The organism is Novosphingobium aquimarinum, from assembly GCF_009746585.1.
In the GTDB taxonomy this organism is placed as follows: Bacteria; Pseudomonadota; Alphaproteobacteria; order Sphingomonadales; family Sphingomonadaceae; genus Novosphingobium; species Novosphingobium aquimarinum.
Genome location: NZ_WRPO01000002.1, coordinates 178,266 through 200,464 on the forward strand (window position 1 = coordinate 178,266; position 22,199 = coordinate 200,464).

Consider the following 22,199-nt stretch of genomic DNA (forward strand, 5'->3'; position numbering starts at 1 on the left):
GAGGAAACCATGGGCAAGGAAACCGGCTTCCTCGAGCTTGACCGGCATGACCGGACTTATGAGGACCCCGCCAAGCGGCTGAAGGACTACAAGGAGTTCGTCGTCCCGCTTCCGGAAGATGCGCTGAAGGCGCAGGCGTCGCGCTGCATGAACTGCGGTGTGCCGCACTGCCACACGGGCTGCCCGGTCAACAACATCATCCCGGACTGGAACCACCTGGTCTACGAAGCGGACTGGAAGAACGCGCTCGAGGTCCTGCACTCGACCAACAACTTCCCCGAGTTCACCGGCCGCATTTGCCCCGCCCCGTGCGAGGCGGCGTGCACGCTCAACATCATCGACGAGCCGGTGACGATCAAGTCGATCGAATGCGCCATCGTCGATCGCGGGTGGCAGGAAGGCTGGATCGCCCCGCGCGTTCCCGCCGAGAAGACCGGCAAGTCGGTCGCGGTGGTCGGTTCGGGTCCGGCGGGCATGGCCTGCGCGCAGCAGCTCGCCCGCGCGGGCCATTCGGTAACCGTCATCGAAAAGTCGGACCGCGTCGGCGGGTTGCTGCGCTACGGCATTCCCGACTTCAAGATGGAAAAGCACCACATCAACCGCCGCGCGGTACAGATGGAAGCGGAAGGCGTGACCTTCCGCACTTCGACCGAAGTCGGTGTCGACGTGTCGATGAAGTCACTGAAGGAAAACTTCGACATCGTCGTCCTGGCAGGCGGCGCCGAGGAAGCGCGTCGACTGGAGATTCCCGGCGCCGAGCTGCCCAGCGTGCGCGCCGCGATGGAATTCCTCACGCAGCAGAACAAGCGCAACGCGGGCGACGACGAACTGCGCGCCGCCCCGCGCGGCTCGCTCACCGCGACCGGCAAGCACGTCATCGTCATCGGCGGCGGCGACACCGGTTCGGACTGCGTCGGCACATCGAACCGCCAGGGCGCGGCGTCCGTCACCCAGCTCGAGATCATGCCCAAGCCGCCCGAGAAGGAAGACAAGGCGATGAGCTGGCCGTTCTGGCCGCTCAAGCTGCGCACCTCTTCCAGCCACGAGGAAGGCTGCGAGCGCGACTGGGCGATCCTGACCAAGCGCGTCGTCGGCGACAACGACGTCAAGGGCCTCGAATGTGTCCGCGTCGAATGGAAAGACGGCCGCATGCAGGAAATCGCCGGCAGCGAATTCACGCTCCAGGCCGATCTGATCCTGCTCGCGATGGGCTTTCTCGGTCCTCGCAAGGGCATGCTCGAGCAGGCCGGGCTCGAACTCGACCCGCGCGGCAACGTCAAGGCCGATACGGTGCAATACCAGTCGAGCGACGAGCAGATTTTTGCCTGCGGCGACATGCGGCGCGGACAAAGCCTGGTCGTCTGGGCGATCCGCGAAGGCCGCCAGTGCGCCCGCGCCGTCGACCTCGCGCTGATGGGAAAGAGCGAACTGCCGCGCTGACCAAGCGCGGGGGCATGGGCCGGTGATCAGCCACGTCCATCTGCCCGTCCGCGATTTCGAGCGCGCGCATCGCTTCTGGACCCAGCTGCTGCCGCCGCTCGGCTGGAAGCTGCGCTTCTGCGAACCGGACAAGCCTTGGGCTGCCTGGCAGCCCGTGCATCTCGACGGGCCGACCGGACGACCACTGCTCGTCTACGGCAGACCGCTCGAGGGCGAACCCAATCCCGGCAACGGCGTCATGCTGGCCCTGCTCGCACCCAGCCGGGCGCTGGTCGATGCCGCGCATGCCGCAGCGCTCGCGGCCGGTGGCTCCGACGAGGGCGCGCCGGGCCTGCGTCCAAACTATCACTCGGACTATTACGGCGCGTACCTTCGGGATCCGGAAGGCAACAAGATCGCGCTCGCCTGCCATGACCACTTGGGATGATTTGCGACGCGATCGCGCTTGACGCATCTATGGGCGGATCGCAGAAAACTGCGATATCTCTGCGAAGGGAAGGCCGAATGCTGCTGGAAGTCGCCGAAGTCGAATGCGTCCCAGGCATGGAAGAAGAGTTTGCCGACATCATGAACGCCGGCGGCGGGCTCTCCGATCTGGCACAATGCAAGGGTGTGGTCTCGGTGCGGCTGGGCCGCGGCGTCGAAGACCCCAGCACGTTCTTGCTCAACGTGGTGTGGACCTCGATCGAAGATCATATGGCGGCACGCTCGCTCGCGCCTTTCAAGGCCTTCAGCGCGCGCTTCGCTAATCTCACGTCCGGCGGCCGCGTCAGCCACTACGAGATGGACGAACCTATTCCGGGTGCCTCGGCGTAAGTGAATTATCGCTGCCGGACGCAAGTTCGAGCTTGGCAGATTTCGCGATGATCACAGCTGCCAGTCGATGGCGCCGCGTCCATGCTCTTCGAGAAACGCGTTCGCGCGGCTGAAGTGCTTGCAGCCGAGAAAGCCCGAATGGGCCGAAAGCGGGCTCGGATGCGGCGCGGTCAGCACCAGGTGGTGGCTGCCTCGCAGGCCCGGCACGCGTTCCGCCTTGCGGCGCGCATGGTTGCCCCACAGCAGGAACACGCAAGGCTCGGGCTTGGCTGCCACTGCCGCCACCACGGCATCGGTGATCGCTTCCCAGCCCAATCCCTGATGCGCGCCAGCGCGTCCGGCCTCGACAGTCAGCGCATTGTTGAGCAACAGCACGCCCTGCCGCGCCCAGGTTTCGAGATTGCCGTGAGCGGGCCGCCGGCAGCCGCAATCGCTTTCCAGTTCCTTGAAGATGTTCACCAGCGACGGCGGCACTTTCACGCCGGACTGCACCGAAAAGGCGAGGCCGTGCGCTTGTCCGGGGCCGTGGTAAGGGTCCTGCCCGAGAATCACGACTTTGACCGCATCGAGCGGCGTCAGTTCGAGCGCGCGCAGTCGAACGCCGCGGGGCGGATAGATCGTTTTGCCGGCCGCTTCCTCCGCTTGCAGAAACCCGCCGAGCTTGCGCGATTCGGGCGTGTTCAGCACCGGATCCAGCGCGGCTTGCCAGCTTGGGGGGACTGGTGTGACGTTCGTTTGCCCGTTCATCGCCTCGCATATCCGTTTGGAGAAGGACTGGCCCATTGCGTAAGACAGGCCCAGTCCCTAAGCATTTTGCGATTATGGCTGTCCATCTCCACGAAGAAGATCTCCCCGAAGGCGTGCTCGCGCCGGGCCCCATTGCGGTCGATACCGAAACCATGGGGCTCATCACCCTGCGCGACCGCTTGTGCGTCGTGCAGATTTCGGACGGAGGCGGCGACGAGCACCTGGTCCGGTTCGCGCCCGACAGTCCTTATGCGGCCCCCAATCTCAAGGCGGTCCTGGCCGATCCGGCGCGGTTAAAGCTCTATCACTTCGCCCGCTTCGATCTGGCCGCGATCGAGCATTATCTCGGCGTGACCGCCGCGCCGGTGTTCTGCACCAAGATCGCCAGCAAGATGGTGCGCACCTATACCGACCGGCATGGGCTGAAGGATCTGGTGCGCGAGCTGCTGGGCAAGGAGATTTCCAAGCAGCAGCAGTCGAGCGACTGGGGCGCGCCCGAACTGAGCGACGCCCAGCGCGAATATGCCGCGTCCGACGTGCGCTATCTCCACGCGATGCACACGATCCTGGTCGAACGACTCGCGCGCGAGCATCGGACCGAACTGGCTCAGGCCTGCTTCGATTTCCTGCCTGCCCGCGCGCGGCTCGATCTCGCCGGCTGGCCCGATCACGACATCTTCAGTCACGAATCGGCCTGAGCCGCGCCATGTCAGTCGAAGCCACGCAGATGCGCAACCGGCGGCGCCAGTTCGCGACTCCCGGCGGGTCGCTGGATCGGTTCGTCGGCTTCCTCGGCAAAGCGATGCCGATCGGTATCGGCGTGGTCGCGGCGGTGATGATCCTCGTCCCTCTGAGCCCGCGTGGTGAGATCAGCTTCCTGCTCGATCGCAACAAGGTGGCGATTACCAACGAGCGGCTCGCGGTCGACGATGCCGCCTATCGCGGCAAGGACACCACTGGCCGACCCTTCGTGGTGAAGGCTGGAAGTGCCGTGCAGCAGAGCTCCAGCGCGCCGGTGGTGCAGATGGAAACGCTGCTGGCCCAGATGCAGCTCAATGACGGTCCGGCCGAGATCCGCGCGCCGCGGGGCGCCTACGATTACGACCAATCGCGCATCGATGTGAACGGCCCCGTCGCCTTCGCCGGTCCGGACGGCTACCGCATGAATACGAACAACGTCGAGATTGACCTCAAGAACCGCACGGCGGTGGGCACCGGCGGCGTTTCGGGACAAGTGCCGACCGGAACCTTCCGCGCCGAGCGCATGGTCGCGGATCTCGAGAATCGGACGGTCACGCTCGACGGCAACGCGCGACTGCGCATGGTGCCGGGCAAGATGAGGATACCGCAATGAGTTCGCGCATGATCCGCCCCGTCCTTGCTCTCGCGCTGGCAGGCGCCGGGCTCCTGACGATCCAACAATCCGGGGCGCAGGGCTTTCCCGGCCACAACACCAATGCGCCCGTCGACTACGCGGCGGATCGGATCGAGCTGCAAGACAGGCAGGATCGCGTCGTCCTGTCGGGCAACGTGGACATCAAGCAGGCCGACCTGCGGCTGCAGGCGGCGCGTACGATCGTCAACTTCAGCGATGCCGGCGCGCTGCGCATCCAGCGCATCACGGCCACGGGCGGCGTCCGGGTCAATCGTCAGAACGAAGTCGCGACCGGCGATGTCGCGGTCTACGACTTCAATCGTCGGATCATCACCATGGTCGGCAACGCCTCGCTCAAGCGGGGCAGCGACACGCTGCGCGGCAACCGCTTCGTGATCGATCTCAACAGCGGCGTTTCAGCCGCCGAGGGCCGCGTTTCGGGCACGTTCAGCGTTCCCAAGCAGTAAGTTCGAGGGTTCTGCGGCGCGCGCTCGTCAGGGTTGTGACGAGTGTGCGGTACCGGCGGATGCAGGTTGCCATTCACAACGGCTCTAGGCCGATGCCGCCAAGGTCACGACGGATGTCGTGATCGCAGCAATCAAAACGCCCGGTCGTGAACCAGCACGCGCGCGGTCAGCAGCAGGATCTTGAGATCGCGCCAGATCGTCCAGCCTTCGAGGTACTCGAGGTCGGACTGCAGCCGCTGCACGAGATCGCGCTCGTGATCGGTCGCGCCGCGAAATCCGCGCACCTGGGCCAGGCCGCTGAGACCGGGCTTGAGGGAATGGCGCTGCCAATAGCGCAAGTCGACTTCCCAGAACAGTTTCTGGCCCGCTTGCGAACCGATCGCATGGGGCCGCGGGCCGACCAGGCTCATGTCCCCACGCAGCACGTTCAGCAGCTGCGGCAACTCGTCAAGACTGGTCGAGCGAATGAACCGGCCGACGCGCGTCACCCGCTGATCGTCCTTCGAGGCTGACACGGTGCCGTCGCTGTCGGACTTGGTGACCGACATCGAGCGGAACTTGTACATCTGGAAGAAGCAATTGCCGCGCCCCATGCGGCGCTGGACGAAAAACACCGGCCCGCCGTCCTCGAGTTTGACGGCAATGGCGATGGCGATCATCAACGGCGACAGCGCCAGGACTCCCAGACCGGTAAGCCCGAAATCGAACGCGCGCTTGATTACGCGATCGCGCAGGCCGAGCGGCCCGGTCGAGATCATCAGCAGGCCATGGTGGCCGACCACGCGCGCGCCTTGGGCGCCCAGCCGGACGACTTGATCGTCGAGGACTTCGCCATCGACATTGGCGCCTTTGAGCAGCATCGACCAGGCGTAGCGACGCTCGGGCGGGCAGCTCACCACCACACGATCGATGTTGCGCAGCACGAGGCCGAGCCGGTCCAGCGCGTGCGGATCTTCGAGATCGGCCTTGAGCCCCATCCCGGCGGCGGAAATCCGGATCGATCCGGCAATGTCGATCCGCGGGCCGCCATCGTCGATCACGAGTTCGTTGATGGCATTTGCGCCGCACCGCCAGCGGACGAACCGGCGCATTTTCCATCTGCCGACGATAAGCAGAATGCCCCCGAGAATAGCGCCTGCGCTGAATCCGAATCGCGAATAGGCCGTCGACGTTCGCGCGTAGAAGGCAATGAACACGACGGCGGCGAAGGACAAAGCCAGCGCGACCAGCGCCCGGGCGCTGCCGCTGAGCGGATCGCGCAGCGCCTTGATCGAATAGGAGCCGTTATAGGTGGCGATCGTCAGGAAGATCGGCAGCAGAACCTGCGCGCGAACCAGCGCGCTCCAGCCGCCGCTGGCTCCCGAATAGACGTAGCCTGCGGTGCCGAAACCGAACAGCAGGATCGCGATATCGGCAAGAATGAGGGCGAGGTAGCATTGCAGCCGACGCCGTTCGAGCGATGGCGCGATGAGCAGATCATCGGCTCCGGCGAACGGCGCAGGCACGGGCTGGACGCGTACCGGCGCAACCACCGGCATCGCCCCCCCCACCATTTGCCTCGCGGCCTGAAGTCCATCGACATCGGACAAGCGTGCGTTCCCCATGCGCAGTCAAGTAATGCTGCGCTGCACTACGTATAATCCAGTAGTTCAGGGCAAGGCAACGGCTAAGCGATGATGAGGGTCCTGCTGTGCATCACTTGCGGTGTGTCAATGCGAGACGGCGACGCGCAATAATGGTGAGGCCCTGCGATAGAAGCAGGTCCGCATCCGCGCTATTCGCAAGCAGATTCTGATGCATAGTCATGAGCGCATGCTGCAACCATTGCAGCCGTTGTCCTTGCCAGGCGCGCAACTGCACGGCGATCGCGCCTTTATCCTTCCAAAAGATGCGCCGCGCCTTCGCCTCTGCCTCGACGAAGCTCCCCACGTCGCGCTGACCGCTCATCCGTGCTGCAAGCGCTGCCAGCTGCGCACAGCGTCGTTCGAGAGCGAGCAGAAGGCCCACGGGATTCAGGCCCAGTTCGCGCAGCCGTTTCAGCTCGGTGCCGACCACCGGCGCCGTCCCGCCGAGAATCGCATCGACGAGCGCCTGAAAGCCATCGTCCTCGGTCTGCGCGGATATGGCGTTCAGATCCGTCACCGCGACTCGCCGGGGCCGTTCCGGCGCGACGTCGAGATACAAGGCGAGCTTTTCCAGTTCCGAGCGCGCCAGCCGCGTATCGAGACCGGCGCCGCGTGCAATGCGTTCGGCAAGATCGCTGGCAAGCTGCAGCCCGAGGGCGTCCGCCTGCGCCCGCACCGTGACGGCGACCGAACGCAAGTCGGGCGGCCAGAACATCGTGACGAGGCTGTCGCTGCGCTTTTCCAGCAGCTTGGCAATGCGAGATTTGTCCGTGGCGCTGCTGGCGAGAATCAGGACCGGGCACGGCTCGCCTTCGCCATCGATCAGATTGGCCACCGCATCGTGGGCATCGTCGCCTTGCGCGCGGACCCAGATGTGACGCGAATCGCCGAACAGCGAGTTCGACCTTGCCTCGTCGCCGAGCCGCACCGGATCCTTGCGCAAGTCCGCTCCCGACATCTCGATGCGCTCGCCAGGATCGGGCAGCAAGGCGACGATCCGTGCGGCGGCATCATGGATGCCCGATTCGTCCTGGCCGCAGAAGTAGAAGATGCGCGCATCGCGCACCGCGCGCGGCGCAACCGAAGCGAAGTCCTTCTGAGTCGCCTTCACCGGCTCGCGCCCGTGGACCCTCCGCCCTGATCGCGCAGGCGCAGCGAGAGATTGGTGACGATGCGATCGGCGATGACCTTGCTCAGGTTCTCAAGCGCGGTCTGTTCCGCCGCGATCGTCGCATAGTCGGACTGGAGCACGTCGATACCCGCGTCGGAGCCGACGGTGTCGTCGATCAGGATCGCGTTGCTGCCGATGTCGACCAACTGGTAGCGCGCGCGCAAGGTGCGGCGTTCGCGACTGATGGTGTCGTCGGACAGCAGCGCGAAACCTTCGAGATTGTCATCGAGCCGTACGTCGAGCCGGTAGCGGCCGGTTCCCTGCGAGGCATCGAGCCGATCGACCAGCGCATTGCGCACCAGCCAGCCGGCGCGGCCTTCGATGGCGGACACCTCGACTTCGGACAGCCCGCGCGCCACCGCGCCGCTGCTGCCGCCCGCGTACATCGGCTGCAGCCCGCAGCTCGCGAGCGACGCAGACCCGAGCAGCAGGACGCAAAGCAGAATACCCTTCCGCCTTCGCGGGAAGGACGAGGAAAGGGCAGAAGGCCCTCTCATGCCACCAGATTCACCAGACGGTCGGGCACGACAATCACTTTCCTTATCTCCGCCCCGTCGAGCGCACGCTGGACCTTCTCACTGGCGAGCGCAAGCGCCTCCAGCTCGTCCTTGGCAGTGCCCTTGGCGACGGTCACCGTATCGCGCAGCTTGCCTTTGACCTGGATCGCGATGGTCACTTCGTCATCGACCAGCAGCGCCGGATCGACCGGGGGCCACGCGGCCTCGGCAATCAGCCCTTCCTCGCCGATGGCGTCCCAGGCCTCTTCGGCCAGGTGCGGCATCATCGGCGCAACGAGCAGCAGGATTGCGCGGATCGCGGAGGAGCGGCTGGCGCTGGGCTGCGCCTTTTCGATCGCGGTGGTGAGTTCGTAGACGCGCGCGACCGCCTTGTTGAAGGCCAGCGCCTCAATATCGTCGGCCACGGCGGCGACGGTCTGGTCGCGCTTGCGGTCGAGCGCCTTGTCCTCGCCCTCGGCCCCAGCATCGTACTGGCCGAACAAGCGCCACAGGCGCTGGACGAAGCGCGCGCAGCCTTCGATGCCGGCGATCGACCAGGGCAGATCGCGCTCGGGCGGGCTGTCGGAGATCATGAACCAGCGGATCGCGTCGGCGCCGTAGTCGGCGAGGATCGCGTCGGGATCGACGACGTTCTTCTTCGACTTCGACATCTTGATGACCCGGCCGATCTCGACTGGCCCGCCGTCTTCGATCAGTGTCGCGCTTTCGCCGCCGCGTTCGACTTCGGCAGGGCTGTAGAACACATCGCGACCGTTCTGCTCGCGCGAGTACGTCTCGTGCGTCACCATGCCTTGTGTAAACAAGCTCGCGAAGGGTTCGCCGACATTGATCAGGCCGGTGCGGCGCAGCGCGCGAGTCCAGAAGCGGGCGTAGAGCAAGTGCAGGATCGCGTGCTCGATGCCGCCGATGTACTGCTCGACCGGGAGCCATTGCGCGACGACGCCGGGATCGAACGGCCGGTCGGCGGGCTGGCTGGCGAAGCGCAGGAAATACCACGAACTGTCGACGAACGTGTCGAGCGTGTCGGTCTCGCGCGTCGCGGGCTTGCCGCACTTGGGGCAATCGACATGCTTCCAGGTCGGATGACGCAGCAGCGGATTGCCCGGCGTCTGGAAATCGACATCCTCGGGCAGCACCACCGGAAGTTGGTCCTTGGGCACGGGAACGACGCCGCAAGCATCGCAATGAATGAACGGGATCGGCGTGCCCCAGTAGCGCTGACGCGAGACGCCCCAGTCGCGCAGGCGCCACACGGTCTTGCCCTCGCCCCAGCCGCCTTGTTCGGCCCGAGCGATGACATCGGCCTTGGCGTCCGCCACGCTCTTGCCGTTAAGGAAGTCCGAGTTGACGATGACGCCGTCGCCCGCTTCCGCCTCGCCCGCGAAGGGCTTGTCGGCCTCCGCCGGATCGGTGGCGACGACGCGCACGATCGGCAGACCGTACTTTGTGGCGAAATCGAAGTCGCGCTGGTCGTGACCGGGCACGGCCATGATCGCGCCGGTGCCGTAGTCCATCAGCACGAAATTGGCGATGTAAACGGGCAGGTCCGCGCCGCTGAACGGGTGCCTGGCGGTGAGGCCGGTGTCGAAGCCCAGCTTTTCGGCGGTTTCGAGTTCAGCCGCGGTGGTGCCACCGCGCTTGCATTCCACGATGAACGCCTGCGCCTCGCTCGACCCTTCCGCCACTGTCTGCGCGACCGGGTGATCGGCGGCGACCGCGACGAAGCTCGCGCCGAAGATCGTGTCGGGGCGCGTGGTGTAGACCGGCAGGCTTTCGCCGTTCGACAGGGTGAAGGCGAACTCCAGCCCCTGCGACTTGCCGATCCAGTTTTCCTGCATCAGCTTGACCTTGTCCGGCCAATCCTTGAGGTCGCCCAGCCCTTCGAGCAGTTCCTCAGCGAAGTCAGTGATCTTCAAGAACCACTGCGAGAGCTTGCGCTTCTCGACCAGCGCGCCCGAGCGCCAACCGCGCCCGTCGATCACTTGCTCGTTGGCAAGCACGGTCATATCGACCGGGTCCCAGTTGACCGCCGATTCCTTGCGATAAACCAGTCCCGCCTCATAGAGGTCGAGGAACAGCGCCTGTTCGTGGCCGTAGTAATCGGGCTCGCACGTGGCGAGTTCGCGGCTCCAGTCGAGCGCGAAGCCGAGGCGCTTCAACTGCGCCTTCATGTTGGCGATGTTCTCGCGCGTCCAGCCGCCCGGGTGGACACCCTTTTCCATCGCCGCGTTCTCGGCGGGCATGCCGAAGGCGTCCCAGCCCATCGGGTGCAGCACTTCGTGGCCGGTCATGCGCTTGTAGCGCGCGAGCACGTCGCCCAGCGTGTAATTGCGCACATGGCCCATATGGATGCGCCCCGAAGGATAGGGGAACATCTCCAGGACATAGGCGCGCGGCTTGTCGGTGGTGTCGCTGGCGGCGAAGCACTGCCGCTCGTCCCAGACCCGCTGCCAGCGCTGGTCGGCTACTGCGGGGTCGAACCGCTCGTTCATGGTGATTGCGTCTCCCGAGCCGGCCTCAGCCGACCGAATTGCGCCTCAGGTCGCGGGCGCGGGTAAGAATGATGTCTTCGAGCTTCTGCACGGTAGCGGCCTGCACCGGCGCGGCGACCCAGCCGCCGCCCGTATTGACTTCACGGCTGGCGGCAACCTTCACCGCATCGGCGCGCAGATCCTGGTCGAGGATGGTGACAGTGACCTTGACGCGCTCGCCGGGGTTCGACGGATTGGTATACCAGTCGGTCAGGATCACGCCGCCGGCACTGTCGGTCTGGAGCAGCGGCATGAACGACAGCGTATCGAGGCTGGCGCGCCACAGATAGCCGTTGACGCCGATCGTGGTGACCATCGAGGGCGCGACTCGGTCCGCCACCTTCTTCTTGCCGCCACAGGCCGCGAGCGAAAGCGCCATGGCGCCGCACAGGCCGTAGACGGCGAAATTGCGCAAGTGTCGGGAATGGGCAGTCATGGTCGTCGCGTATCCTCGTGGCGCTCGCAATGCCGATAACCGGCCGAGCGCGGCGCAACAGCCTCTATCGCCACGCCGCCGATGCGGCAAGGGGCGGACGTGCACGAGGCCCCGGACGGTCACGGGGGAGCGACGCCGGGCTGTGATCGCGTGTCATCGTGTGTTAAGCTCCGCGAAGCAAAAAGCCGGAGCCAAAAGCCACAGGCAAGGTGACCTGCACCGGACAGCGCATCGATCGCGCCGTTGCATCGAAGAGTATGAGCGGGATGGACAACGAAATCGACGACCTGGGAGAAGTGGAGACGAACGCGGCGACGCGGGCATCCTCGCGCTCGGGCGCGAGAGCCGGCATTGTGCTCGCCTGCACCGTCGGCCTGCTCGCATTGCCCAGCGCCGTCCTCGCCTTCACCGTCAGCTTCGACAATCCGCCGAAGACCGGCGCGGAGCGCGAAATCGCACCCATGAACGCGCAACCGACCGGCGCGGACTTCGCCAGCGCGATTCCGCTGCGATCACTCGCCAAGGGGCAGCTCTTTCCCTTCACGCCGGCGGAGACTCCCGATCAGCCCGATCGTGCGGTCACCGTTGCAGTGCGCGTCGATGCCGCCACGGCCAAGGCCATCACCGTGCGCGGACGCTCTCGCATGGCTTCGGGCGAAACCGACGCGAGCAAGCTGCGAATCGCCTCCAGCGCGTTCAATCTCGGCGTCTCGCGGGGGTATCGCGGGTTTTCGCAGGATCTCGTCGCCGACGTGCAGCGCAAGCCGAGTGGCGAGCTGCCCGATCTCGGCAACTTCAGCCTGAAACCCGGTGGCAAGCCGGACGACGGGCGGTTCAGCCCGCGCATTTCCATCGACGAGAAGCAAACCGCCGGGCGCGCGCCGCGCACTTTCGCGGGCGAGGCCGGCGAAGTCGATCTGGGCGGTGCCTATCGCCTGACCAAGAACCTGGATGTGACCGCGGGGGTTCGCTATTCGCAGGATCGCGAACGCCTGGTTCCGCTCACCGACGGCAAGCAGGACAGCCAGGCCGTCTACGTCGGCACTCAATTCAAGTTCTGAATCAATCCCATCCTGTTTGCATGGCGTGCAAGCATCGATGCGAAAAATACCGTATCGAGCCGGACATCGCGCTATTGCCGCCGCTTGCGTGCTTTTCTAGCAAGTGCGCTGGAGAGGCCTGATTGGGAGCATTTTGCAAATGGCTAAGGTAGCAATCGTCACGGGCGGTACGCGAGGCATTGGCGAGGCCGTCTCGCTCGCGCTCAAGGAGCGCGGACATACGGTCGTCGCGAACTACGGCGGTAACGACGAAAGGGCACAAGCCTTTTCCCAGAAGCACGACATCCCTGTCTACAAGTGGGACGTGGGCGACCACGAGGCGACGATCGCCGGTTGCGAGAAAGTCGCCGCCGAAATCGGCCCGGTCGACATCGTCGTCAACAACGCCGGCATCACGCGCGACGGCGTGCTGCACAAAATGTCGTTCGAAGACTGGAACGACGTCATGCGGATCAACCTCGGCGGCTGCTTCAACATGGCTAAGGCCTGCTTCCCCGGCATGCGCGAGCGCAAGTGGGGCCGCATCGTCAACATCGGCTCGGTCAACGGCCAGGCCGGGCAGTACGGGCAGGTAAATTACGCCGCGGCCAAGTCCGGCATTCACGGCTTCACCAAGGCGCTGGCACAGGAAGGCGCCAAGTTCGGCGTGACCGTCAACGCGATCGCGCCGGGCTACATCGACACCGACATGGTCGCCGCCGTGCCCGAGCCGGTGCTGGAGAAGATCGTTTCGCGCATTCCGGTGGGACGCCTCGGCCAGGCACACGAAATCGCCCGCGGCGTCGCCTTCCTGTGCTCGGACAACGCCGCCTTCGTGACCGGGTCGACGCTGTCGATCAACGGCGGCCAGCACATGTACTGAGCCAAGATGGCAGGGGGCAGGCGATCGTGCCGCCCCCTGCCCCCGGCTCAGGCCTTATCCGATCCAGTACCCGACGACTTTCCATTGCGTACCTTCCCGCTCGAGCGAGAGGGTTTCGATCGTCTCCGGCTTATTGGCGAAACTGGTGCGGAACTTCACGATTTCGTAGCCGCGCGGCGGCGCCGGAACCTCTTCCTGGGACATCAGGGTCCGCGATTCGACGGCGCCGAACGGCGGCCGGACTTCCTTCGACAGCGAGGCCCAGGTCTCGCGCGTGTTGAGTTCGCGGAACTGCGTGCCGGTGGCCTCCCAGCTTGCGTCCCAGCGATAGGCGTCGACCAGCGCCAGCCAGCTGCGGGCGCTCGTGACCACTTCGGTTTCCGCGGCGGGGCGAAGCTCGGTCGCGTGCGCCGGCGTCGGCGCGGTTTGCGGTGGGTCCGAGGCGAGATACGACGTGGACGATAACGCGACGGCAGCGATCAGGATGGACATGACAAGGGTTCCTCCAGTGAGCCAGGCGAACCTCGGGTTCGCGATCCCGCCGGGCTTCGAATCCGATTGGCATGCCGGACTTGGGGCGCGATCGGCATCCCCCAAACTTGCGTCCCCCGGCGAATTGGGGGATGCCTCCTCGATTTCGTGAACGATCCGGGCGGCCTCGCGGCTGCTCGAAACCGAGAGCTTGCGCCGCGCATACCGCAGCCGCTCATTGATCGTGTGGACCGACAGATCGAGTTCGCGGGCCATCGACTTCGCGTCGTGGCCGCGCAGCATCAGCCGAAGCGTCTGCTTCTCGCGCTCGGTAAGATCCTGGTAGCCCTGCTGCATCGTATGGTCCGAACCATGTCGCGGTTTTTCAGCCATGGGTTACGGAGCGCCGCGCGAGATCGCGACCCCAAAAAATTCGTAGGTCCCTCACCACAGCCCGGTTAAGCCCTCATACGATGACGGTTCCCTTTCATCCGCCGGTGAAGCGCTCGGTCGAAATCGCCGGGCACAAGACCTCGATCAGTCTCGAGCCCGTGTTCTGGGACATGTTGCGCCAACGCGCCTCATGCGAGGGCATTCCGATCAACGCACTGGTCGCGCGGATCGATGCGGCGCGACTCGAAGCAGAGACGCCTCCCGGCCTGGCGGGAGCGATCAGAGTCTGGCTGGTCTCGACCTCTGCGCGCACCGCAGCGGACGAATAGCTAAAAGCGCGGCATAAGGCGTCGGTGCATGCGAAAGGCGGGCGGAAACACAAGGTCTCCGCCCGCCTCGGGCAATCAATTGCGATTGCGTCAGTAAGTCGCTGGCGGGTCGCTGGCGGGGAAGCTTTCGTCACTCGCTTCGTCGACCTTGCTCCACGACTTGGGCGGCTCTTTCATTGAACCGGGACCGGCATCGCGGACATTGCCTGCATATGAGTATTCGTCTTCGCGTGTCGCGTACTTGTAAAGCGCATAACCGGCAGCGCCGGCGACGGCCATCTTGATGAGACCCATGGTATTGCCTCCTTCTGGGATATTCGGGGGTTAAACGCCCCAGAAGGCATCCGGTTTCACGGCTGGACGGAAGATCGTCGTGCGCAAGCGGCGGGCCGCCCGCCGTAAGGCTTCGCTCAGCCGTCGCCGACCCGCTCGATATCCGCGCCGATCAGCGACAGTTTCTCTTCGAGGCGCTCGTAACCGCGATCGAGATGGTACAGCCGGTGGACCTGAGTCTCCCCCTCGGCCGCTAGCCCGGCGATCACGAGACTCATCGAAGCGCGCAAGTCGGTCGCCATCACTTCCGCGCCCGAAAGCTGCGCGACGCCGTGAACGATCGCGGTACGGCCCGATGTTTCGATATGCGCGCCCATCCGATTGAGCTCGGGCACGTGCATGTAGCGGTTCTCGAAAATCGTTTCGTTGAGCACGCTGGTGCCCTCGGCGCGGCACAAGAGCGCCATCAGTTGCGCCTGCATGTCGGTGGCGAAGCCGGGGTAGGGCGCAGTGGACAAGTTCACCGCGCGCAACGCGCCGTTGGCCGCGACGTGCAGCCCCTCCTGCGTCGGCTCGACGTGGACGCCCGCCTGGCGCAGCGCGGCGACGGTCGCTTCCATCTCCTCGATCTCGGCGCCGGCAAGCATCACTTCGCCGCCGGTGATGGCGGCCGCGCACGCGTAGGACCCGGCCTCGATCCGGTCCGACATGACACGATAGGTCGCGCCATGCAGCCGCTTGACGCCATGAATGGTGATGTCGCTGCTGCCGATCCCCTCGATCTTGGCGCCCATCGCGACCAGCAACCGGCACAAGTCGACGATCTCGGGCTCGCGCGCGGCGTTGTGGAGCGTCGTCTTGCCGTTGGCGAGGACCGCGGCCATCAGCGCGTTCTCGGTCGCGCCGACCGAAACCACCGGAAACGAGAACCGCCCGCCGGGCAAGCCGCCATCAGGCGCGCGGGCCCGGACATAGCCCGCGGCCAGCTCGATCTCGGCGCCGATCGCCTCGAGCACCTTGAGATGCAGATCGATCGGACGATTGCCGATGGCACAGCCGCCGGGCAGCGAAACGGTCGCCTCGCCCATGCGCGCAAGCATCGGGCCGAGCACCAGGATCGAGGCGCGCATCTTGCGCACCAGATCGTAAGGCGCGACCGTGCCGGTGATGCGCGGCGCCTCGAACGTCATGACTCGGCCGAAGTCCTCGGGGCGCGAGCCGGCGATCGTGGTCGATACGCCGAACTGGTTCATCAGATGCTGGAAGCCGTCGATATCGGCCAGGCGCGGCAAGTTGCGCAGGGTCAGCGGCTCGTCTGTCAGCAAGGCGCACGGCACCAGCGTGAGCGCGGCATTCTTGGCACCGCTAATCGGCAGCGTGCCCGACAGCTTGCAGCCGCCGCGGATGATGATCTTGTCCATGGATAGCCCTTAGCGCGAAACCGCCGTGCGGCAAGGGCACCGCCGCGCGGCGCATCGCCGCGAATTTTGTCTGCGTATTTGCTTATGACTTAGCGGCCGCGTCGCAAATACTTGTCCGCAGGCGCCGGTTGGGTTTAATTGTGCTGCGTGGGGAACTGGAATTGCCGGATCGGCGGTGAGGACGAAATCGAAATCGGCCACAGAACCGATTCGTCCGTCATGCCGGCTTACAGCTGGGGGAACAGACGTGATCGCAGGACGACTTGCACTCTTCGGGCCCATCGTCGGCGGGCTCTTGTCTTTCAGTCTGCAAGGCGCGCTCGCGGCCGAGCCGAAGCCTTCGGTCGCTTCCAGCTTTCCGGTCGGCACATCGGGGACGTCGTGCGACGCCCAAGGCGTCAGCATGGGGCAGCAGCGCCGCTCGGTCTTCGAGCGCAAGTGGCTGGTCCTGTGCTCCGACATCTCGCTTCCCGTCGCCACGGCCTACGCGTTCGAGCGCGGTAGCGACCCGCTGGCCCGCGCCGAACCCGCGCGCGAGGAAGCGCTCGATTGCGGCGCCGCCGAAGCGGTCGACCTTCCCGGCAGCGCCGACGCCCAGATGCGCCGCTGCAAAGGACGCGAGTCGGGGCTCGACTGGAACAGCTATGTGCTCAGCGCCAATGGCAAGGACTATGTCGTCGAAGGGCTGTCCGGCTACGACAGCGCGATCCGGCTGACGCTTGCAAACCTCGCCCAGGATGCGGTGGTCCCGGGCGAAGTCGCCATCGCCGCGATCGGCACCGGCGGCTCGACGATGCGGGCACGCGGCGACGTTAGCGATGCCGAAACGCTTGTCGGCGAAGGCTATCGCGGCAACAGCGCGGGGGCCTACGCCGAGGCCGCGCAAGCCTTCGCCGCAGCGCCGCTGCTGATCGAGAAAGGCTCAGACACGATCGAGGCGCGCGCCGACCGGCTGCACGAAGCCAAGATCAACCGCGCCTTGCAGCTTTCCAATCTGGGCGACTTCAAACAGGCCGACCGGCTCTTCGCCGAAGCGGAGACGGACGGGGTGACGGGCGTGATCCAATCGCGCCTCACGCGCAATTACACCGCGATCCACGCCCTCAATCGCGGCCAGCGCGAGGAGGCGATCCGGATTCTCGACGGCGAAGTGCCGCCGTTGATGGCCTCGCCGATGACCGATGGCGGCGCGGTTCGGATCGACGCGTTCACCGCTGCCGGCCTCAATTCGGCGCAATCCAATGTCGTGTCGCGCACGCTGGGCCAGGAAACCCGGCTTTCGCCGCAGGAGCGCGCGACCATCATCGATGCGCAGGCGCAGCAATTGCGCGGCACTGCACAGCGGCTCAACGGCGAGCTCGCGGCTGCACGCGCCGACCTCGTGTCCGCGCTCGAGACGGCGGTCAGCGTGCGCAACGGGCGAGTCGCCTCGATCTCGCGGCTGCGCTCGCAGATCTATTCCGAGCTCGCCGCGATCTACGAGTCGGAACGGAACTACGGCGAGGCCGAAGCCAACTTGCGGCGCGCACTCGATCTGGTCGAACTGCAATATCCGGACAGCACGTCGGTCAACATGGCGCGGGCGCGGCTGGCAGGGTTCTATTCCCGCCGTGGCCAGACCGACGACGCGCGGACGCTGTATCGCGAGGTGGTGAGCAACGTCGCATCCTCACGCGGCCAGCTGACCGGCTTCGAAAATCTGATGCGCCCCTATTTCGACATGCTCGTAGCGCAGAGTGCGACTTCGCCTGAGGCCGTCGCGGAACTGTTCGCCGTCGCCCAGCTGGTTCCCCGGCCTGGCGCCGCCGACACCCTGATCCAGCTTACGCGCGCGCTCGAATCGGGAAGCGGAGAAGCCGGCGAACTCTTCCGCCGCGTGCAGGAACAGAGCCGCGCGCTCGAACGCGCTCGCATCGAACTCGCGCGGCTCAAGGCCGCCGCAAGCGCGGGCGCCAACCCCGAGCAGTTGCCCGCGGCCGAAGAGGCCGTGACGCGCCTTGCCGCCGAACAGCGCGAGACGGTCAACGCTCTGTCTGCGTACCCGGCCTACCGCGCGGTCGCCTCGAAGACGATCGATCTGCCGGAACTGCGCAGCACGCTCGGCGCTGGCGAGGCCTATCTCAAGATGGTTGAGCTGGCAGGCAATGATTACGCGATCTACGCCAGCCCCGCCAAAGTCGCGGCGTGGAAGCTGGCGATCCCGGCCGGACGGATCAACGAACTCGTCGCGACAATGCGGGACAGCATCTCGATCGTCGTCAACGGCGCACAGACGACCTATCCGTTCCAGGTCGATGCCGCGATGGAGCTCTACGATGCGCTGCTTGGCCCCGTATCGGGCGATCTGGCGGCGACGAGGCATGTCGTCTTCGAACCCGACGGGGCGCTACTCGAACTGCCGATCAATCTGCTGACCGGCGATACGTCCGGCGTGACGGCCTACCGCACGCGCGTCGCCAAGGGCGGCGACGAATACGATTTCACCGGGATCGACTGGGTGGGACGCGACCGCGCCGTCAGCACCTCGCTGTCCGCCGCCAGCTTCCGCGACGCCAGGGCCGCGCCGCGTTCGCGCGCCGGCAACGCCTTCCTCGGCCTTGGCGAGAATGCGCCGCTCGGATCCTCGGGCTTTCCCAATGGCGTACGCGGCGGCACGGCGGCCGGCGACGACAGCGGTTGCTTCTGGCCCGAGGAAGTCTGGAACAATCCGATCTCCAAGTCCGAGCTGGTGACTGCCTCGCAAGTGCTCAATCCGGGCGGGGCGACGCTCATCACCGACGCCGCCTTCACCGATACCGCGATCAAGCAGCGGGGCGATCTCGACAATTACCGCATCCTCCACTTCGCCACCCACGGGCTGGTCACGGCGCCGGCGATGGGCTGCCCGGTCCGCCCGGCGCTGCTGACGTCGTTCGGGGGACCGCAGTCCGACGGTCTGCTGTCCTTCTCCGAGATCTTCGACTTGCGGCTCGACGCCGATCTGGTCGTGCTTTCCGCCTGCGACACCGCGGGCGGCGCGAGCATGGAGGCGACGCGCGACGCGGGCGTGGTCGGCGGCGGCGGGCAGGCGCTCGACGGTCTGGTGCGCGCCTTCATCGCCGCGGGCGGGCGGCAGGTCATCGCCAGCCACTGGCCGGCGCCCGACGACTACGATGCCACCGAGCGCCTGTTCACCACCTTCTACCAGGATCGCGGCGCCTCGATGGGCGAGGCCATGCGCCAGGCCGAACTCAAGCTGATGAACGATCCGGCGACCTCGCACCCGTTTTACTGGGCGGGCTTCGCCATCATCGGAGACGCGGCCAAGCCGATCTCGGGCAACTGACGGACTTCCCGTGGCGCGGGACACGAGCGGGAAGAGCGGCTTTTCGCTGCTCAAGCGGGGCTGGCGCAGCGTGCGGGCCGCGAGCCCGCTGCGCATGGCGACCAACCTGCTGCTGCTGGTCCTCGCACTGCTGCTGGCGCGATACAGCTGGGAGCTGCCGGTCGTCGGCGCGGCCGAGCGATCGCTTTACGACTTGCGCGTTTTCGCCACGGCCGAACACGTCGAACAAGACCAACGCGTCACGATCGTTGCCTATACCGATGACACGCTGATCAACCTGGGCAAGCGCTCGCCGCTCGACCGGGGACTGCTCGCACGAGTCTTGCGCAATCTCGATGCGATGGGAGCTCGCGCCATCGGTATCGATATCCTGTTCGACCAGCAGCAGGACGAAGACGACGAGCTTATCGAGGTCCTGCGCGGGATGAAGACGCCCGTCAGCATCGCCTTCACCACGATGGAGGGAAATGCCCAGAACATCGTCTATCGCCAGCAGGAAAACCTCAACACATTCATGGCGCGGTTGAAGGGATCGCGCGCGCATCCCGCGAGTATCCGCCTCAACTACGAGGACGGCGCTGCACGCAACTGGCCGGCGCGGCTCGCGGGATTTCCCCTGATCCTCGGCAAATCGATGCTCAAGGATGCGGGCGATCCGGCCTGGCGGCGTTTCGCGGACTACACCGGCGCGATCCGTTACCGCCTGCCTGCGGGCGATTCGACGCCGGTCTTCTCCGCCTTGCCGATCGAGACTCTCGCCGATCTCGATCCCGAGTTGATCGCGCTGTTCGCTGCGCAGATCCGCGATCGTTACGTGCTGATCGGCGGCGAGATCGTCGACAACGATCGAGTCGAGACACCGTTCACCCCGTTCCTGCCCGATTGCCAGATGGAAATGGCGGAAGACGGCTCGCAATACTGCGCCAAGCCGATCGAAGACCTGTCGCCCGCACCGCCCGGGATCCGGGTCCACGCCGCGATGATTTCGCAGATGCTCGATGGAGCGAAACTGCCGCATCTCGCGCCCTGGCAGCTGTGGCTGACCGCGCTGCTGTGGGTGACGGCGGCGGGGCTGACCAGTCTCATCGAAACCCGGGTGAGCCGCGCGATCCCGTTCCTGATGCTGCAAGTCGGCATGATCGTCGGCATCCCGTTCTGGATGCAGGATAGCGGCTACGACACGCTGGGGCTCCCGGCGGCGGGCTGGCTGATCGCCTGGGTGCTGGCGCTGTTCGCAGTGAGTTCGCTGGTGCGCGCATCCTCGGCGGTCGAACGCGAATTCGCGCAGACCGCGCTGGGCAAGTATCTGCCGCAGGACATCGCGCAGGAAATCATCGACAATCCCGAAAAGCTGGCACTCAGCGGCGCGAAGCGCGAGCTTTACATCGTGTTCAGCGATCTCGAGGGCTTTACCGAGCTGTCGCACCAGCTCGCGCCCGAACAAGTGGCGCGATTGCTCAACGACTATCTCGATCGGCTGAGCGCGGTGGTGCTCGAACACGGCGGCATTATCGACAAGTACGTGGGCGATGCGGTCGTCGCGTTCTGGGGTGCGCCGATCGCGCGCGCCAACGATGGCCAGAAGGCGGCGCTGGCCGGATACGCGATGTGGCAGGCGGGCGAGGATTTTCGCAGAAGCCTCGATCCCGGCATGCCGCCGGTGGGCAAGACGCGAGTGGGGATGCACTTCGGAGAAGCCGTGGTCGGCAACTTCGGGGGCGAGCGGCGGATCCAGTACACCGCGCTGGGCGAGGCGATGAATACGGCGGCGCGACTGGAATCGGCCAACAAGCCGCTGGGCTCGGCCGTCATGGCGAGTCGCGAATTCGCCGAGAGATCCGGACTCGACTGGTGGCGGCCGATGGGCCGCGTCGTCCTGCGCGGCCGCGCCAGTCCGATCGAGCTGTTCGAGCCGCGACCCGACTTTCCCGCCGAAGATCGCGAGCAATTGTCTCGCGCAATAAAGTTGCTCGCAACAAATTACGATGAAGCGATCACAATCGTGCGAAAGACCACAGACAAGCACCCTGCTGACACGGCATTGCAATGTCTGCTAAAACGACTTTCGGAGTGTGAAGGGGATAATGCGTATGTCCTGGGGTAAAGGAGCAGCGATCCTGCTCTCAGCCACCACCCTGGCGTTGCCTGGTATGGCGATAGCGGGGGTTGTCGTGGCCTCGAGCGGCCCGTCCGCGGCCAAGTATCCGACGGGAACCAAGCTCGACGATACTGCAACGATCCGGCTGAGTGCCGGCGACTCGGTCACTATACTCAGCAGCGGCGGCACGCGTGTTCTGCGCGGCCCGGGACCGCAGCAGGTCGGCGGCGGCGACACGCGCTCGCGTACGGTCGCGTTCAACGCGCTGGTCCGGCCGACCCGGGTGCGCACCGGTGCCGTCCGCGGATCGGGCAGCACCGCGCGCAACACCAACATCTGGAATCTCGATGCCACCGGCGACGGCCGGATGTGCATCGTCAATCCCGCCTCGGTCAGCATCTGGCGGCCCGACGGCAGCAACGCGACGTCCTTCTCGATCCGTCCGGTCAATGGTTCGGTCGATGAAGCGGCCGAATCGCGCGTCACGTTCAACAGCAACACCTATGTCGGCACTTGGCAGCCGGCCGGAAGCCCGATCGCGAACGGCACGACGTATCGCATCAGCGGCCCGGGCCCGAGCCGTGACGTCACGTTCGTGGTGCTTCCCGCCCAACCGGCAACGGCAGAAGATCTGGCAAGCGCGCTCATTGCCAATCAATGCAATGCACAGTTGCGCATGTTGGCGGATGCCATGGCGCTGCCAATAGGTTAAGTCGTGACTGTACTCTTGCCGTAAGGTATCAGTACTGCCACCAAGAAGACGGATCCGGGCCATTCCGCGAGCGAGGGGGCTAGCTTGCGACGGGCACTCGGCAGGGGTTTGAGACTGTAAGGTGACTC

The 22,199-nt window shown here is 65.6% G+C and carries 21 protein-coding genes; 12 read left to right on the top strand and 9 right to left on the bottom strand.

Annotated features, from left to right (window positions below; genetic code table 11):
* The first annotated feature begins 9 nt into the window (after positions 1-9).
* The 3 genes from GQO94_RS02885 (at position 10) to GQO94_RS02895 (ending at position 2,256) form a co-directional block, all read left to right on the top strand.
* Positions 10-1,440: a glutamate synthase subunit beta gene (locus GQO94_RS02885; RefSeq protein ID WP_156839648.1), complete on the top strand. Its 1,431-nt coding sequence runs from the start codon at positions 10-12 to the stop codon at positions 1,438-1,440.
* 22 nt (positions 1,441-1,462) lie between these two features.
* A complete protein-coding gene (locus GQO94_RS02890; protein ID WP_156839649.1) occupies positions 1,463-1,867 on the top strand; it encodes a VOC family protein in 405 nt (134 codons plus the stop codon).
* A gap of 77 nt (positions 1,868-1,944) precedes the next feature.
* Positions 1,945-2,256, top strand: a complete 312-nt coding sequence (locus tag GQO94_RS02895) for an antibiotic biosynthesis monooxygenase family protein (RefSeq protein ID WP_156839650.1) — start codon at positions 1,945-1,947, stop codon at positions 2,254-2,256.
* Positions 2,257-2,307: 51 nt separating this feature from the next.
* On the opposite strand, the gene ung is transcribed toward GQO94_RS02895, so the two are convergent.
* A complete protein-coding gene (ung, locus tag GQO94_RS02900) occupies positions 2,308-3,003 on the bottom strand; it encodes a uracil-DNA glycosylase (RefSeq protein WP_156839651.1) in 696 nt (231 codons plus the stop codon).
* Between the two features lie 74 nt (positions 3,004-3,077).
* Here ung and GQO94_RS02905 point away from each other — a divergent pair, with 74 nt between their 5' ends.
* The 3 genes from GQO94_RS02905 to GQO94_RS02915 are packed head-to-tail and all read left to right on the top strand — an operon-like array spanning position 3,078 to position 4,845.
* On the top strand, positions 3,078-3,701 hold the full coding sequence (locus GQO94_RS02905) for a ribonuclease D (protein WP_156839652.1): 624 nt from the start codon (positions 3,078-3,080) through the stop codon (positions 3,699-3,701).
* 8 nt (positions 3,702-3,709) lie between these two features.
* Positions 3,710-4,357, top strand: coding sequence for an LPS export ABC transporter periplasmic protein LptC (gene lptC / locus GQO94_RS02910; RefSeq protein ID WP_156839653.1), 648 nt, complete (start codon positions 3,710-3,712; stop codon positions 4,355-4,357).
* Positions 4,358-4,365: 8 nt separating this feature from the next.
* A complete protein-coding gene (locus GQO94_RS02915; RefSeq protein ID WP_232332739.1) occupies positions 4,366-4,845 on the top strand; it encodes an LptA/OstA family protein in 480 nt (159 codons plus the stop codon).
* Positions 4,846-4,976: 131 nt separating this feature from the next.
* Here GQO94_RS02915 and GQO94_RS02920 read toward each other — a convergent pair whose 3' ends face one another.
* The 5 genes from GQO94_RS02920 to GQO94_RS02940 form a co-directional block, all read right to left on the bottom strand.
* Entirely contained in the window at positions 4,977-6,377 is a 1,401-nt protein-coding gene (locus GQO94_RS02920) for an exopolysaccharide biosynthesis polyprenyl glycosylphosphotransferase (RefSeq protein ID WP_408636582.1), read from the bottom strand.
* A gap of 163 nt (positions 6,378-6,540) precedes the next feature.
* The gene (gene holA, locus GQO94_RS02925) at positions 6,541-7,581 is read right to left on the bottom strand and encodes a DNA polymerase III subunit delta (protein WP_156839655.1); all 1,041 of its coding nucleotides are present in this window, start codon (positions 7,579-7,581) and stop codon (positions 6,541-6,543) included.
* Positions 7,578-8,027, bottom strand: coding sequence for an LPS assembly lipoprotein LptE (lptE, locus tag GQO94_RS02930; RefSeq protein ID WP_198045774.1), 450 nt, complete (start codon positions 8,025-8,027; stop codon positions 7,578-7,580). The genes holA and lptE overlap by 4 nt, the downstream gene beginning before the upstream one ends.
* Before the next feature lie 107 nt (positions 8,028-8,134).
* On the bottom strand, positions 8,135-10,651 hold the full coding sequence (leuS, locus tag GQO94_RS02935) for a leucine--tRNA ligase (RefSeq protein ID WP_156839657.1): 2,517 nt from the start codon (positions 10,649-10,651) through the stop codon (positions 8,135-8,137).
* A 25-nt stretch (positions 10,652-10,676) separates the two neighbouring features.
* Positions 10,677-11,126 carry a DUF3576 domain-containing protein gene (locus GQO94_RS02940; protein ID WP_156839658.1) on the bottom strand — a complete coding sequence of 150 codons (450 nt, stop codon included), beginning with the start codon at positions 11,124-11,126 and terminating at the stop codon, positions 10,677-10,679.
* Between the two features lie 266 nt (positions 11,127-11,392).
* Here GQO94_RS02940 and GQO94_RS02945 point away from each other — a divergent pair, with 266 nt between their 5' ends.
* Both GQO94_RS02945 and phbB read left to right on the top strand, forming a co-directional pair.
* Positions 11,393-12,187 (top strand): hypothetical protein, encoded by a 795-nt coding sequence (locus tag GQO94_RS02945; protein WP_232332740.1) that lies wholly within the window; start codon positions 11,393-11,395, stop codon positions 12,185-12,187.
* 139 nt (positions 12,188-12,326) lie between these two features.
* A complete protein-coding gene (phbB, locus tag GQO94_RS02950; protein WP_156839659.1) occupies positions 12,327-13,049 on the top strand; it encodes an acetoacetyl-CoA reductase in 723 nt (240 codons plus the stop codon).
* A gap of 54 nt (positions 13,050-13,103) precedes the next feature.
* On the opposite strand, the gene GQO94_RS02955 is transcribed toward phbB, so the two are convergent.
* Positions 13,104-13,913 carry a helix-turn-helix domain-containing protein gene (locus GQO94_RS02955; RefSeq protein ID WP_232332741.1) on the bottom strand — a complete coding sequence of 270 codons (810 nt, stop codon included), beginning with the start codon at positions 13,911-13,913 and terminating at the stop codon, positions 13,104-13,106.
* An 80-nt stretch (positions 13,914-13,993) separates the two neighbouring features.
* On the opposite strand from GQO94_RS02955, the gene GQO94_RS02960 reads away from it, so the two are divergent.
* Complete coding sequence (locus GQO94_RS02960; RefSeq protein ID WP_156839660.1) at positions 13,994-14,242, top strand: ribbon-helix-helix domain-containing protein; 249 nt, start codon at positions 13,994-13,996, stop codon at positions 14,240-14,242.
* Positions 14,243-14,332: 90 nt separating this feature from the next.
* Here the strand turns inward: GQO94_RS02960 and GQO94_RS02965 are convergent, their stop codons facing one another.
* Together GQO94_RS02965 and murA are read right to left on the bottom strand one after the other, a co-directional pair.
* On the bottom strand, positions 14,333-14,536 hold the full coding sequence (locus GQO94_RS02965; protein ID WP_156839661.1) for a hypothetical protein: 204 nt from the start codon (positions 14,534-14,536) through the stop codon (positions 14,333-14,335).
* 116 nt (positions 14,537-14,652) lie between these two features.
* Positions 14,653-15,936, bottom strand: coding sequence for a UDP-N-acetylglucosamine 1-carboxyvinyltransferase (gene murA, locus GQO94_RS02970; RefSeq protein WP_156839662.1), 1,284 nt, complete (start codon positions 15,934-15,936; stop codon positions 14,653-14,655).
* Between the two features lie 247 nt (positions 15,937-16,183).
* Between murA and GQO94_RS02975 the strand changes: the two genes are divergently transcribed.
* Genes GQO94_RS02975 through GQO94_RS02985 form a run of 3 tightly spaced genes read left to right on the top strand, consistent with a single transcriptional unit; the run spans position 16,184 to position 22,071 of the window.
* Positions 16,184-19,261 carry a CHAT domain-containing protein gene (locus GQO94_RS02975; RefSeq protein ID WP_232332742.1) on the top strand — a complete coding sequence of 1,026 codons (3,078 nt, stop codon included), beginning with the start codon at positions 16,184-16,186 and terminating at the stop codon, positions 19,259-19,261.
* Between the two features lie 10 nt (positions 19,262-19,271).
* On the top strand, positions 19,272-21,365 hold the full coding sequence (locus GQO94_RS02980; RefSeq protein ID WP_232332743.1) for an adenylate/guanylate cyclase domain-containing protein: 2,094 nt from the start codon (positions 19,272-19,274) through the stop codon (positions 21,363-21,365).
* The gene (locus GQO94_RS02985) at positions 21,352-22,071 is read left to right on the top strand and encodes a hypothetical protein (RefSeq protein ID WP_156839663.1); all 720 of its coding nucleotides are present in this window, start codon (positions 21,352-21,354) and stop codon (positions 22,069-22,071) included. The genes GQO94_RS02980 and GQO94_RS02985 overlap by 14 nt, the downstream gene beginning before the upstream one ends.
* Positions 22,072-22,199 lie beyond the last annotated feature (128 nt).